Annotated in this window: 10 protein-coding genes and 3 tRNA genes; 2 read left to right on the top strand and 11 right to left on the bottom strand. The window is 26.0% G+C overall.

Annotation, left to right across the window (positions count from 1 at the left end):
• Positions 1–6: 6 nt before the first annotated feature.
• Both RT575_RS00490 and RT575_RS00485 read right to left on the bottom strand, forming a co-directional pair.
• Complete coding sequence (locus RT575_RS00490; RefSeq protein ID WP_313577953.1) at positions 7–354, bottom strand: hydrogenase maturation nickel metallochaperone HypA; 348 nt, start codon at positions 352–354, stop codon at positions 7–9.
• Positions 355–441: 87 nt separating this feature from the next.
• The gene (locus tag RT575_RS00485; RefSeq protein ID WP_313577951.1) at positions 442–765 is read right to left on the bottom strand and encodes a hypothetical protein; all 324 of its coding nucleotides are present in this window, start codon (positions 763–765) and stop codon (positions 442–444) included.
• Between the two features lie 323 nt (positions 766–1088).
• Here RT575_RS00485 and RT575_RS00480 point away from each other — a divergent pair, with 323 nt between their 5' ends.
• On the top strand, positions 1089–2018 hold the full coding sequence (locus tag RT575_RS00480; protein ID WP_313384565.1) for a S41 family peptidase: 930 nt from the start codon (positions 1089–1091) through the stop codon (positions 2016–2018).
• Between the two features lie 1114 nt (positions 2019–3132).
• On the opposite strand, the gene RT575_RS00475 is transcribed toward RT575_RS00480, so the two are convergent.
• The 5 genes from RT575_RS00475 to RT575_RS00455 form a co-directional block, all read right to left on the bottom strand.
• Positions 3133–3792 carry a hypothetical protein gene (locus RT575_RS00475; protein WP_313577949.1) on the bottom strand — a complete coding sequence of 220 codons (660 nt, stop codon included), beginning with the start codon at positions 3790–3792 and terminating at the stop codon, positions 3133–3135.
• On the bottom strand, positions 3779–6994 hold the full coding sequence (locus tag RT575_RS00470) for a reverse transcriptase domain-containing protein (RefSeq protein ID WP_313384568.1): 3216 nt from the start codon (positions 6992–6994) through the stop codon (positions 3779–3781). The genes RT575_RS00475 and RT575_RS00470 overlap by 14 nt, the downstream gene beginning before the upstream one ends.
• A 504-nt stretch (positions 6995–7498) precedes the next feature.
• A tRNA-Ile gene (locus tag RT575_RS00465) sits at positions 7499–7572 on the bottom strand.
• Between the two features lie 29 nt (positions 7573–7601).
• Positions 7602–7675: transfer RNA gene (locus tag RT575_RS00460), tRNA-Ile, on the bottom strand.
• Positions 7676–7704: 29 nt separating this feature from the next.
• Positions 7705–7778: transfer RNA gene (locus tag RT575_RS00455), tRNA-Ile, on the bottom strand.
• A gap of 390 nt (positions 7779–8168) precedes the next feature.
• On the opposite strand from RT575_RS00455, the gene RT575_RS00450 reads away from it, so the two are divergent.
• Positions 8169–8849 (top strand): tetratricopeptide repeat protein, encoded by a 681-nt coding sequence (locus tag RT575_RS00450; RefSeq protein ID WP_409515937.1) that lies wholly within the window; start codon positions 8169–8171, stop codon positions 8847–8849.
• Positions 8850–8911: 62 nt separating this feature from the next.
• On the opposite strand, the gene RT575_RS00445 is transcribed toward RT575_RS00450, so the two are convergent.
• The 4 genes from RT575_RS00445 to RT575_RS00430 form a co-directional block, all read right to left on the bottom strand.
• Complete coding sequence (locus RT575_RS00445; RefSeq protein WP_313386811.1) at positions 8912–9292, bottom strand: hypothetical protein; 381 nt, start codon at positions 9290–9292, stop codon at positions 8912–8914.
• A 29-nt stretch (positions 9293–9321) separates the two neighbouring features.
• Entirely contained in the window at positions 9322–10194 is an 873-nt protein-coding gene (locus RT575_RS00440) for a hypothetical protein (protein ID WP_313386810.1), read from the bottom strand.
• A gap of 321 nt (positions 10195–10515) precedes the next feature.
• Positions 10516–12357, bottom strand: a complete 1842-nt coding sequence (locus RT575_RS00435; RefSeq protein ID WP_313577944.1) for a DEAD/DEAH box helicase — start codon at positions 12355–12357, stop codon at positions 10516–10518.
• Positions 12358–12631: 274 nt separating this feature from the next.
• Positions 12632–14047, bottom strand: a complete 1416-nt coding sequence (locus RT575_RS00430) for an L-serine ammonia-lyase (RefSeq protein WP_313577942.1) — start codon at positions 14045–14047, stop codon at positions 12632–12634.
• Positions 14048–14140: the final 93 nt, after the last annotated feature.

Raw genomic sequence — 14140 nt, 5'->3', positions numbered from 1 at the left:
TGATTATTATTTATTCTTAAAAAGAACTTGTGATATAAAAAGTTCATTTCCTTTTACAATAGTACTTGATGGCGTTAAGCATTTATCACAAACAAATTTGTGGTATTTTACTTCAAAATTTTCATGACACTTTTCGCAATAAGCAACAATATCATTCACCAATACTTCTAATTCTATTTCATTATATTTTTTATTATCTGCTATAAATGCATCAAAAGCATTTTGTATTAATACAGGTTGTACATTCGACAAAAGCCCAGCTGTAATTTGAACTTTAGCAACGTCTTCTATTTTAGAATCATAATGGTCGTTTAACGTATCAAATATGTCTTTAACAATACTTAATTCGTGCATAATTATTTATTTTTTAGATATATAAGATGTGTTACCAAACATAAAATGTTTAGAAACAGAATAAAAACAATAAGATTTAAAATTTATTTAAGTGAAGGGTAAACCATAAATATAACGTCTTAAAAGACATATTTTATTTGTTGAGGTTGAAAATAAATCAGAGAATAAATTTGAATGAATAATTTGTATTAAATTAAATTTAAAATCAACTGTAATCATATTGTCAATAAATGATTCATCAGAATTAGATTCTTCAATCACAGAAGTTAATATAACTTTTTCTTTTTTATTTTCTTTAGAAAAGAGACGTTCTACATGATTATGAAATGATATGTGCTTATTTATCTTAGTAAAATTTTTTACTAAAATAGACATCATAAGAAATATCACTATGTATTTAATCGCTTTCATTTCGATTGTAAAGTTAGAACAGTATCGTATTTAAATCATTATTTAAAAAAGAGTATAAATGTTCAAAAACGTTACAAAATATTTTTTTTATTTAATCTTATAAAACATATTTTATCCTTAATAAATAAGATCAAATCATTCACAAAACTATGTATAATCAACATTTTATAACTGTGAATAATTAATAAAGATTTATTATTTCAATTAATTTTTTTTATGATTTTATTAATTTTTTAAAATTTTAGATAAAATCATTTAACCACCTTTTATTAATAACTAATTACCTTAAATAATAGTTTATCTTATTTTAATATATTTATAAAATGAAATATTACATTACTTTTATTATCATATTAAGTTTTCAACATTCATTATACTCTCAAAATAATGATTTTTATAGAGAATATTTTTCTATTTTAAAGGAAAACACAATAAATAAAGATAAAATTGATTGGATTGATTTTGAAAAGAAATTTTATGAAAAAACCAAAATAAGTAAAGATTCTGCAATTCAATTTAGTCTAAAAATAATAAATAATAGACACACTTCGTACCATACAAAAGAAGGTAAAATTATTTATTCTTCAAACAAACCTTACTTAGAATTAGGTGACTCTATAGGAAAAAGCTTTGTTGGAGCTTACTCTAATCCAGAAGATAAAAATTTATTTAAAAGTAAAGGAGAAGAGTATATTAATAAAATTCAAAAATCCATTATTAAACAATTAGAAAATAAACCCAAATATTGGATTATCGATTTAAGATCAAATACAGGAGGTAATATGTGGCCTATGTTAACAGCCTTATTACCTTTTTATGAAAACGGAGATATTGGATATTTTGAAAATGAATCCGAATATATTCCTTGGTCTAAAAAAAATGGTTACATTTTTTCTGGAGATTTTAATCAATCTAAAAATTTTATAGATTCTCCCATAAAATATAACTTGAATTTAAAATATATTTTTGTTTTAATCAACGAAAGAACTTCTAGTTCTGGTGAAGCTGTTGCAATTAGTTTAAGAAGTTTAAAAAATGTAATTCTTATTGGAAGTGAATCAGGAGGATTTACAACAGGAAATGCTACTTATAAATTATCGAATGGTGACACGCTAATATTAACAGCAAATTATATGGTTGATAAATATAAAAATAGATACTTACCTTCAATTAAACCAGATTATGAAATATTTAAAACTACAGAAATTGAACAATTCATTTTAAAATATATTCATGATCATTATAAAGAATAAATTTATAAATACTTACGCTACATAATGAAATGAATATTTACTATTTTAGTAATATAAATTGTATCGCATGAGCCAAATAAAATTACTAATCGGCTCATATTTTTATTATATTTGAGCCAATTAGATTAAATAATCGGCTCATGCGATACAATTGGCAATATGAAAATTGGGCAAATTTTGAATATGATAATTTTGTAGTCAAGTTGTTTTAAAAATAGTAATCATAATTTTATCAGGTAAATACAAAAATATTCTCCGCAAAATATGCGGTAAATAATAAATTAATCATCGCATGATTAACTTTATCAAATAATTTTCTTTACTAATTATTTATAATTGAACAAATTAAAACAACTAAATCTTACTTAGAAGATTTTAAAGATTATGAAATTAATAAGGTTAATTAAAAAAAACAATTAAATCGGTCTTTTTAATTTGAATTAACTCCATAATTATCTTCTAAATACTGATTAATGATATCATGGTTCTATTCTTGTAAAATAAATTGCTTTTGTTCTTCAATAAAGTTATGTATTCCAAAATTCTTAATATATGTACCATTTAATGAATAATAGTTAAAGATATAAGGTTTGCTTGTACAATGAACATAAAACCAAAATATTGAAGATTGTAAGGTCTTTTTAATTGACATCATATTTTCTTCATTATTGCAAATAATCGCTTATCAATTATAAAATAGTAAATCTTCATCCTAACTAAAAACATAATAAGAAACTATATTATAATACTTTGGAAATAAAAGTTTATTTTCAAATGTCTTTAAAGATTGAGTACAACCATAAGCATCCCAAGCCTCATAATTATAATTCTCCGATTTCTTTTTGAGTTATACTAAAATCCATCATAACCTAATATATTTTAAAGATTTACCCAATATTAAAATTTAATATTTATTTTAAATAAGATATCCAATTTTTCAATTAAAAAACTGGACATTATTGATTAATTTATAAAGCTTATTATAATGTACCAATATATTTTTATATGTAAAAAGTTTAAAATTTTCTAAAATGATTTTTTGTATATCTATCATTCTAAGTATAGAAAATAATTATCCATGTAACTTATTGTTAAATATGAAATTATAAAATATTTAATTAATATTTTCACATATTATAAACACTTGTCTAGTATAATTAAACGATAATTTCAACCATCTATACATTGACAATAAAATTAGTAATATACCAATCATAAAATAACTCCAAGAAAAATTATTAATTGACCCTAACAATAATGCAAATACTAACATAATGGTTATATTTCTACTTAGTATTTTAGAATAAAAGTAACTGTTCAATTTTTCATACTTTTTTTGATCTTTATGTTGTTCTTTTAATCGATTACAATGATTGAAAAATTTTGTAGATTCTTCTTTATTATCAAAATTTTTATTTTTTTTTAATTTATATTTAAATACAGATTGCACTTCTTTCAAAAAAACATCTTTGCTTTTATATGGCGATGAGAAAAATTTTACAAATTTAGTCTCATTTAAAAAATGGTAAGATGGTTTTTTCATAACACTGTAAATTACTTTTTCACATAAACTAGAAGTCATATCTATAATATATCCTGTTAGTACAGAAACCATTATAAAAACTAGTAAAATAATATTTTCAAAATCTTTAAAATTAATTAAATGAATTAGTAATTTATCGTAACCATAGATGAGTATTATTACCACTAATAAAATATTACCTGGTATAAATAATCTAAATACATCTTGAATTCTAAAACTAAAATTCTCCATCTTCCATTCTTTTTAAGACGTTATCTCTATTAAAATCGGGAGGTGTAGGTTTAAAATCATATTTACCCATATTAACAAAATCTTTTTGTAAATTGTATTCCATGTATTGAAAATCTCTTAATTTATTAATTTCTAAATTATCAACTAGTACAGTAGAATTAACTCCACCTTTTACCTGAATTAAATCTTTCTTATAAGATTTCGAGGGCTGTAACAATCTTGAATCACCGTAATTTGATGTATTTACTTGTATAAAATAGCTATGAACGTCTCTAACCCATGCCCCAGCTATATCAGAAAAATAATCAGTATCCTTATTTAATTCTGAAGCTATTATAAAATCAACTTTAGATTTAAATATAGACCTATGTTGTATGTTTGCTAATTCAAAACAATTGTAAACAGAAAAATATACTTTTCTCCAATGAAATAAATCATATCCCATAGCCTTTTTCTCATCGGCAGATTTTGCTTGAGGTATAAATAAACGATACCCCTTTAACATTTCAATTTCACCTGGAGAATAATGATTTTTCAATCTAACTTTTATCAATGATGTTGTATAGTCGTTAACTCTAAATGGTAAAACGGTAGCGATAAAATTAAAAGCTACATTGTGAATATTTATCCAATGTTCTAAACCTGCAACAATACCCATATATCTTTTGTGACTTCGTTCTGCTAATAACTTAAGCCAAGAAAAAGGTATACTAACTTCTGGAAATATTGTTAAATCACTTTTAAGAGAATCTGCTTTATTTATTAAATCAAAAATTTCTTTTCTCCTTTCTCTATTTAAATTTGGTTTTTTTAAAATACTACTTTTAATATTTTCATCTGAAACTTTTAAATTAGCAATTGCGATTTTTTTATCAACCTCTTCATAGGGCATAGCTTCTCCTTTAACCGAAATATTATTGACATTTACATAATTATGATCTTCGGTGTTATATTTAATTATTTCAAAATATTTTTCTTTAACAATATCTTTTTTTTTGACTTTAGTTTTCCATGAATAATTAATTTTGTAATATTCAATAAATGATTCTTCTGGTATTTTATTTATATTATCATTAATATCAATAAAACTTGCATCTTGTTTTATATTAGACAAAGTTTGAAATATCTTAAAAATATTAATATCATGAAAGTGAGTATAGTACGGCGATAAAAAGGTTTTATATTCATTTAATTCAAATGTTTCTTTATTATCCTTTTGAAAAATAGTAAAATCATTATCAATAAGATTAAAAGTCTTTAAATCAATTTTTGTAAAATTTACTATAGGTAATGAAATTAAAGAAGTTCTAAAAAGATTTGATTTTAATAATAAATCAAGAATTGAACTAATTTTTAATAAATCTTTTTTTTCAATATCAGTAAGAAAATTAAATTTTTCTAATAAAGTTGGATTTAAACAGAATGAAGAAGCTGTAGCTACATCTAAATATTTTCTCAAGTCCTCTTTTATTTGTTCTTTAAAATTAACATGATCGATTTTTGATATTGCTGCTAAAATATTTCTTCTAAATTGTAATAACAAATCTAGTTTTTCTCCTATTACATAATAAATAATTACTTTTTCCCATAATGTATAAAAACTTATACCAACATTACCTTTGAAAAAGGTTAATATCTGTTTATCAGTAGTTTCGTCATTATCTTTTCTCCCAAAACTTATTGCGAAAATCTTTTTAGCTAAAAATTTAGAAGCACCATATTTATTTTCTGATAAATCTTGAATACTTCTAAACTTATTTACAGAATCTCCATATTTTAAATCAAAAGCTTCTTCATCAAAATCATTACTTATTTCATCTTCGTCTGGTAAAAAACGAAATTCACTTCTTTGCTCTTCAAGTTTACTTTTAAAAATATTTAAAACCGCACGAGATTCTTTAAAATCAAAATAATGTAAAACTACTTTACTACTTTGTATTTTTAACTTAGAATAATTTAAAGTATTAGAAATAGAATCATTAAAAGATATATTTAATTTATCTAATAAATTGTTTAAGATTATATTTGAAAAATTAGGATCTTCATTTAATTTTAAAAACTTTTCGTTAATTCTTCTTAAAATTTCCTCTTTATTATCACAGATACTCAAATTCTTTAATAAGATTTCATTAACTAATGATACATTTGAATCAATTGAAAAGATTTCCTTCTTCACAAATATTTTGTCAACAAAAGAAATTGTAGGTGAAACTAATTTTTCATTTATATGTTGATTTAAATCAGAGAAAACAAACATTAAATCATCAACATATCTTCCATAAAATGCAGGATTAACTTCTTGTAAAATTTTTTTATCAAAATCTTTCAGATAATAATTAGCTAGAAATCCTGAAGAAATTAAACCTATAGGTAATGGATGTTTAGAAATCTCTTCTTTATTATTTGATAGGTATTTCTCTGCTTTTTTGTAATAAATTTGGTGAATATTGGATAAAAGATTATTTAAGTATATACCGCTTTCTATAAATTTTTCGACTTTATTTTCTTTTATTACAGTGTTTTCAAAATATTTTTCAATCTTAAGCTCTATAACATCATTTAAATCACTTAAATCCAAAACTATATTATGATAGTAATCTTTAATATCTAAGCTAAGTATTGTTACATTTTTTTTTTCGTCTAATAATGTTTCTGCTTTTTTTATAGCCTCATCTCTCCATAATTGATATTGAACAAAATAAGGTTTATAAATTTTAAAATTTTCATACGGTAATTGATCATTTAAGTCAATATTTAGATCTAGCTTATTAGCGTAAGAATTATCTGATATTTCATTTTCAAGGAACCTAGCCACATACATTAACCATAGTAATGATAATATATGAACTTCTATAGGCGCATCAATATAAATATTTAATCTATCTACATTAATTTGATCTTTAGCCTTAAAATTATTAGTATTTATATTTAGTTTATCGTCAGAAATTTTTTTGGGTAATAAAGTAATTTTAATATCTTCATTTGACAATAATTCACTACTAGTTATTGAGTTAAAATATTCTTTTACTTTATCATATAATTTATTTTTAAGATCTGATATATTATCCGAATCTTTAAATGTTTCATTTTCAAATACAGCAATTCTTTTCTTTATTAAAATTGATGAATTATCATAATAGTAATAATGCTTCAATTTTTTGTATGCACTAAATACCTGGTCTCTATTTATTATTTCATTCATATTTTCTATTTACCTCCCCAACAAATACACTAACGTACGTATTCACAAAATTAAATATTTTATTTGTCATACGTTCTATTTTACTACTTCGTTCTTTTAAGCTAGGATGTTATAACATTGTCCCTACAATATCATCGCGCAGAGGTTGTTTATCTGAAAAAAGATATTCGCCAATTACTTTCTATAATTTTGAAGGATCAAGTTGTTCATCCTTAATCTTTTCTTTTAAAGCATTCTATCTTTCGATGTATACAAATTGATCAAATACCTATAATAACAACTTCATCTTGAAATTTAATACAACTTTTGTATTTAGATTTAGAATCATAAGGTAGTTGATTTTATTCTATTACAAATAACATCAAGGTTCTCAAAAATTGCTTCAATTTGTTGCATTACTACTTCTTTTGAGGAAATGATTATTTTTAATTGTTTAATAATTAAGAAGATTCTTTTGAAGATATATCATCAAACAAAAAAAGCACCTCGAAAAAGGTGCTTTTGTGGTCCCACTTGGGCTCGAACCAAGGACTTGCTGATTATGAGTCAGCTACTCTAACCAACTGAGTTATAGGACCAGAAGATAGTTTTTTTTATTTTGTTGTTGTGGTCCCACTTGGGCTCGAACCAAGGACTTGCTGATTATGAGTCAGCTACTCTAACCAACTGAGTTATAGGACCAGAAGATAGTTTTTTTTATTTTGTTGTTGTGGTCCCACTTGGGCTCGAACCAAGGACTTGCTGATTATGAGTCAGCTACTCTAACCAACTGAGTTATAGGACCGGATTTTATTGACAATCTACAGAAGGTTGTCCCTTAAATCGAATGCAATATTAAAGCTATTTTTCCGAATTAACAAAATTATTTTTACTAAAATTCTAGTTCTATTCCTCTATTCTAGGGATTTTATATAAAAAAATGACACTAAAAGTATCTAATCTAAAAATTAATTGATTTATTTTTAACAAATTAAACAATTACAATTATTCATTCTCATCAATCTATTTTTTAAAATAAAAATTTACTTTTTTTTGAAATAATATTAATCATTATAATTTTTTTCAAAAATTAAAGACTTTGTTGTAATATTGAATTATGAATTTTTATGAGGACGGGGGCAAATATCTCCAAAAAGGTCAATACAAAAAGGCCGCAGATTATTTTACATTAGCAATTAAACGTAAATTAGAAGTTGCTAATTCTTATTTTGGTCGTGGATTAAGTCAATATTACATGAAGCAAAATATAGATGCTATAAGAGACTTTGACAAAGCAATTGAATTGGATGATAAAAATCCTAGTTATTACTTTTATAAAGGTATGGCTAACTTTAATCAGTTTAACCCAACAAAAGCTGCTGAAAACTTTGATAAAGTAATAGAAATTGATCCTAATAACTTTGTGGCTCATCATCAAAAAGGGTATGTATTAATGAATCTTAATAAATACCATGAAGCTATAGAATGTTTCAACAAAGCATTAAAGATAAACCCTGATTACGAATCATGCTACCATAACCGTGCTTTTTGTTACGATCAATTAAAAGAATACGATAATGCTATTGCAGATTATACTAAGGTGATTGAGCTAAAACCTCATTTTTTATCGTATTATAATCGTGGAAATACATATTTTGTTCTTAATGATTATGATAATGCTTTATCTGATTTCGATAAATCATTAGAATTAAATCCTAATCATTATTTAGCGTACTATAACAAAGGTGTTATTTTCGAGAAACAGGACAAAATTGATGAAGCTTTACAAGAGTTTAAAAAATCTTTTGAATTGAATCCTGAATTTTATCTAGCGTTAGAAAAGATTAATAAATACGAAAAAAATTCAATAGAATAACTGTTTTTTACAAAACAGTTATTCTATTGAATTTTATAAAAATACTTATATACCTATAAGAATTAAATATTTTTTAGAATCCAATAATCTCTAGATAAACCAACATCGTTTCTATTTACCTCTATTTCATCACAAAAGTTAAGAAACTGCTCGTCCAAGGTTTTATCTATTTTTGGTGTAGAACCAAATAATTGTGTAAGAATTGGATTTGTTTCATGCTCCATTAATTTACCTGAAAAATTCTCAATCAAATAGTTTTTATAACCTATAAAAGTACTTGGTGCAAAAACCAACACATCATCTATATCAATAACTAAAAAAGTTTTTGATTTTTTTATTAATTGAATTGTCTTTTTTCTTTCCTGTTCAGAATTCATCTCTAATCCTTCTAAAAAAGACTCAACATTGTCAAAAATTTCCTCTTTATCCTGAACAAAATTCATTGTATAATTTTTTGCAAATCTATAAAATTTTAGTCTTCTTTTAGCAAAACTTCCACTTCTAAATATTCATGGTAACTCTTCACAAAATCATGTTCAAAATCAATATCTTCTAATCGTATTTGTACATTTTTTTTATCAACATCTATAAAATCTAATACAGTATGTACATTATATTTTTCTAAATTAGGATAATTAGGGTACAACGTAATTTGTTTTACTGTAAGTGCAAGTATAAAACAACTTATTCCGTTAAAATTAATTCCAACATCAGTAAATGTTTTATAGAAAGTAATCAAATTTGTCTTTAATTGTAAATTATAATTGAAACTTCTTAATTTAAAATTTTTCAGAACTAAACGATTCGTTGTTTTTAAAACAATTTCTTCTGTTATTAGTATATTTTTACTTAATAACTCTAAAATTTCCTTGTCCTCTACTAATTGATATAAAATATTAAGATATCGCTTTGCTTCATCAAAATTAAATAGCTCTATATGAACTAAAACAGATAGAAAAAGAAATTTTTTATTTGAAGGAAAAATAATTTCAATTTCTTTCAAATATTTTAATGCTTCTTCAAACTTTAGTTTATGGATGTAATATTCTGCAATATAGAAGTTAGCAGCAAACAAATAATAATCTTCTTTTTTTGCTTCTAAGAGATAAAGAATTGATTCTTCATTAAAATTAAGATTTCTTTGAACAACACCTTTTAAAAAAAGAGCTTTTTTATCTCTTGGAAATTCATGTAAAAGCTGATTCAATAAATCCTGAGCTTTTATTAATTGTTGTATTGGATTATGAATAAACGAAAATTTTCTCCATATTAAATATTCATTTTCATTCACTTCATCATCAAGAATCAAGAAAAAAATGTCATTAAATATTCGATTATAATCCACAGCTTAAGTTTTAGTAATGCTAAAATTAATGTTTTTTTTGTAGTCTACAAAAGTTGTATCATTAATTCTATTGTGCTAATTTATTTTTTTATGGCGTTCCCTTCGGTCGCCCTTTCCGTTTCAATCTTTTTCTGAAGAAAAAGGATTTCCATTACAATGGCTAACGCAGAAATAGTGTATTAAATTTCATATAGTAATTAATCTTTATACATTTTAATTTAAAATTCTTACAAGTTTCAATCATAATGATTGAAATTTTATCAATAAAAAAAGGATGATTCATTAGAATCATCCTTTTTAATATATATACTAGGATTATAATTAATCTCTACCTCTTCTAGAGTTTCCTGATCTGTTACGATCTCCACCGCGGTAACCACCACGATCTCCACCGTTATCACGATCTCTTCCTCCACGGTAACCACCGCTTCTTTCACGATCTCCATCACGACGGCTATTGAAACCTCTACCTCTAGAGTCACCTCCATTACGACGGCGATCTCCACCTCCACGACGGTCGTTATCACCACCTCCGCGTCTTGGCTCTGGTTTAGAAATTTGTACATCTAAATCTACTCCATCACGTTGAGCACTTTTGAATGATTCTAAAACTAAAGATTCAAATTGAGTATCAACTTCAAAGAAAGAGAAATTACGTAAAATTTCTATTTTTCCAATTTCTATATTACGGTTACGTGTTTGTTCGTTAATTAAACCAATTAAGTTAGGAACACGTAAGTTATGTTTTTGTCCGATATTAATAAAGAATCTTGAGAAATCACGTCCGTTTCTACGTCCAGAACGCTCACCTCTTTCACCTCTATCTCCACGATCTCCTTCTGATTGAATGTCTCTAGAATTTTTGTAATATTCTAAGAATGAATTAAATTCTACAGTTAAGAAACGTTTTAATAAATCATCACGATCTAAACTAGCTAATTTTTCATTAACAGTATCCATGTAAGGTTCAATTAATTCTTCATCTACTTCAATATTTTCTATCTTTTCGATTAAAGAAATCAAACGTTTTTCACAGATTTCAGCTCCTGTTGGTACATTTTTAGGTTCGATTTTAGAAGAAATTATTCTTTCCAATTCTTTAATTTTACGACCTTCTCTACCACCAGAAATAATAATAGAAATACCTTTATTTCCTGCACGTCCAGTACGACCAGAACGGTGTACATAAACTTCTGGATCATCTGGTAAGTTATAGTTAATAACGTGTGTTAATTCATTTACATCAATACCACGAGCAGCAACATCAGTTGCAACAAGTATTTGAATATTTTGGTTACGGAATTTGTCCATCACGTGATCACGTTGTGATTGTGATAAATCTCCATGTAATGCATCAGCATTATAACCATCTTGCATTAATTTATCAGCGATATCTTTTGCCTCACGACGAGTTCTACAAAAAACAATTCCGTAAATATTTGGATAAAAATCAGCTAAACGTTTTAAAGCTAAATAACGATCAGATGAACGAACCAAATATACGTGGTGCTCAATATTTTTTGATGCAGTATTTACTTTACTAACAGCTATTTCTACTGGATTATGCATATATTCTGAAGCGATACGACGCACTTCAGATGGCATTGTAGCTGAGAATAATAATGTTTGTTTTTCTTCTGGAGTAGTTTCTAAAATTGAATCAATCTCGTCACGGAATCCCATGTTCAACATTTCATCAGCTTCATCTAAAACTGTCCACGTAATATCATTAATTTTTAATGCTTTACGTTTTATTAAATCCATTGTACGACCTGGTGTTCCTACAACGATTTGTGGATTATCTTTTAATCCTTTGATTTGTTTTACGATGTCTGCACCACCGTAAACTGCTTGGATACGAACTCCACGCATATCAGCAGCAAAAGATTCTAGTTCTTTCGCGATTTGTAAACATAATTCACGAGTTGGGCACAAAACGATTGCTTGTACTGATCTTGAATTGCTGTCTAATTGATTTAAAATTGGAAGCCCAAATGCTGCAGTTTTTCCTGTTCCTGTTTGCGCCAATGCAATAACATCTTGTTCAGATGTAATGATTTGAGGAATAGCTTTTTCTTGAATTGGAGAAGGGTTAACGAATCCCATTTTCTCAATTGCAGTAAGGATTTCTTCTTGAAGTCCTAATTCTTTGAATGTAATCATGTTAGATACGATACCGAGATAATGAAATTCATTTATATTTCATATCACGGTTTTATTTTAAATTATTTAACCAACAGATATGAAAGAATAAAATTAAATGGCTGAGCAGCCTAAAAAATCCCTAAATGAATATTCTTTAACATCCGTACCTTAACTCTAAAGGCTGTGCAAATGTACGACTTTATTTTTAATATAATACAATTGCAATACTAAAATATGATAATTATTCTAATAATCTATTCAAAAATCTTGAATAAATAAATATAATTCACATTTAACAATCTGCTATATTTACAGCAACAGCCAATCCTCCTTCAGATGTTTCTTTATATTTATTATTCATATCCTTTGCCGTTTCCCACATGGTATTAACAACCTTATCTAAAGGAACTTTTGCAAACAATGGATCAGTATCTAAAGCTAATTCTGCTGCATTTATAGCTTTTATAGCGCCCATTGTATTTCTCTCTATACAAGGAATTTGTACTAAACCAGCTATTGGATCACATGTAAGACCAAGATGATGTTCCATTGCTATTTCAGCTGCCATAGTAACTTGAGCTGGAGTTCCTCCCATTAATTCACACAATGCACCAGCTGCCATTGCAGATGAAACACCAATTTCTGCTTGACAACCTCCCATTGCTGCAGATATAGTTGCTCCCTTTTTAAAAATAGAACCTATAACACCTGCTGTAATTAAAAATTGATCAATTTCCTTTTGTCCTGCTTTATGATTTTCAATTACCAAGTAATACATTAATACAGCAGGAATAACTCCTGCACTACCATTTGTTGGAGCTGTTACAACTCGCCCAAGTGAAGCATTAACTTCATTAACTGCAAGAGCAAAGCAACTTACCCATTTTAATATTTGACGAAAATAAACCGTTGTTTTTCTAATTGAAGTAATCCATTCTTGTTGATTAGTATATGGTCTCTCTCCAATTAGTTTTCTATGAATATCAAATGCTCTACGTTTTACATTGAGTCCCCCTGGAAGGATTCCCTCTGTATGACAACCAATATACATGCATTCTAACATCGTATCCCAAATACGTTTAAGTTCATGATGAATTTCATCTTCAGTTCGGATAGATTTTTCATTTTCGAACATTACTTCTGAAATTGATTTATTTTCTCTTAAACAAATTTCAAGTAATTCTGTAGAAGTATTAAATAAATAAGGAAATGCACACGTTGTTTCCATATTCGCTATTTCAGCATCTTCTTTTGTAATAAATCCACCACCTACAGAGTAAAATATTGTTGAATATTTTTGTTTTCCAAAACTTGCTGTAAACATAAGTCCATTAGCATGAAATGGTAAAAAATCTTTATTAAAAACAATATCTTTTGATGGATCAAAAGAAATAGAAATTCTATCTCCTAATTTTAATTTTTTATCTGTGGAAATAGTATTAATAATTGTAGAAATATCATCAACTGGAATATATTCAGGATCAGCACCACTTAACCCAAGCATAACAGCATAATCTGTAGCATGTCCTTTTCCTGTTAAAGACAAAGAACCATATAAATCAACCTGAACATGAAAAACATCGTCAAAAATAGAAGCAACTTCTAATTCTTTTACAAAAGCTTCTGCTGCACGCCAAGGCCCTAATGTATGTGAGCTTGAAGGTCCTACACCTATTTTTAGCATGTCAAATACTGAAATACAATCCATTCTATATGTTTAAAATATATTTTTTTGTGATTCGCAAATATACTTGTAAAAACATGATATTGTTTTATTTTATTCTAAATATTTTATTTTTCT

This window comes from Chishuiella sp., assembly GCF_032109125.1.
Taxonomy (GTDB): domain Bacteria; phylum Bacteroidota; class Bacteroidia; order Flavobacteriales; family Weeksellaceae; genus Empedobacter.
The sequence above is the reverse complement of the archived record's forward strand: the minus strand, read 5'-3'. Positions and strand labels throughout refer to the sequence as shown.

What these genes read in the sequence shown, in the direction of transcription:
- RT575_RS00490 (WP_313577953.1), bottom strand. Translation starts at nt 354, where the DNA reads ATGCACGAATTAAGTATTGTTAAAGACATATTTGATACGTTAAACGAC.
- RT575_RS00485 (WP_313577951.1), bottom strand. Translation starts at nt 765, where the DNA reads ATGAAAGCGATTAAATACATAGTGATATTTCTTATGATGTCTATTTTA.
- RT575_RS00480 (WP_313384565.1), top strand. Translation starts at nt 1,089, where the DNA reads ATGAAATATTACATTACTTTTATTATCATATTAAGTTTTCAACATTCA.
- RT575_RS00475 (WP_313577949.1), bottom strand. Translation starts at nt 3,792, where the DNA reads ATGGAGAATTTTAGTTTTAGAATTCAAGATGTATTTAGATTATTTATA.
- RT575_RS00470 (WP_313384568.1), bottom strand. Translation starts at nt 6,994, where the DNA reads ATGAATGAAATAATAAATAGAGACCAGGTATTTAGTGCATACAAAAAA.
- RT575_RS00445 (WP_313386811.1), bottom strand. Translation starts at nt 9,292, where the DNA reads ATGAATTTTGTTCAGGATAAAGAGGAAATTTTTGACAATGTTGAGTCT.
- RT575_RS00435 (WP_313577944.1), bottom strand. Translation starts at nt 12,357, where the DNA reads ATGATTACATTCAAAGAATTAGGACTTCAAGAAGAAATCCTTACTGCA.
- RT575_RS00430 (WP_313577942.1), bottom strand. Translation starts at nt 14,047, where the DNA reads ATGGATTGTATTTCAGTATTTGACATGCTAAAAATAGGTGTAGGACCT.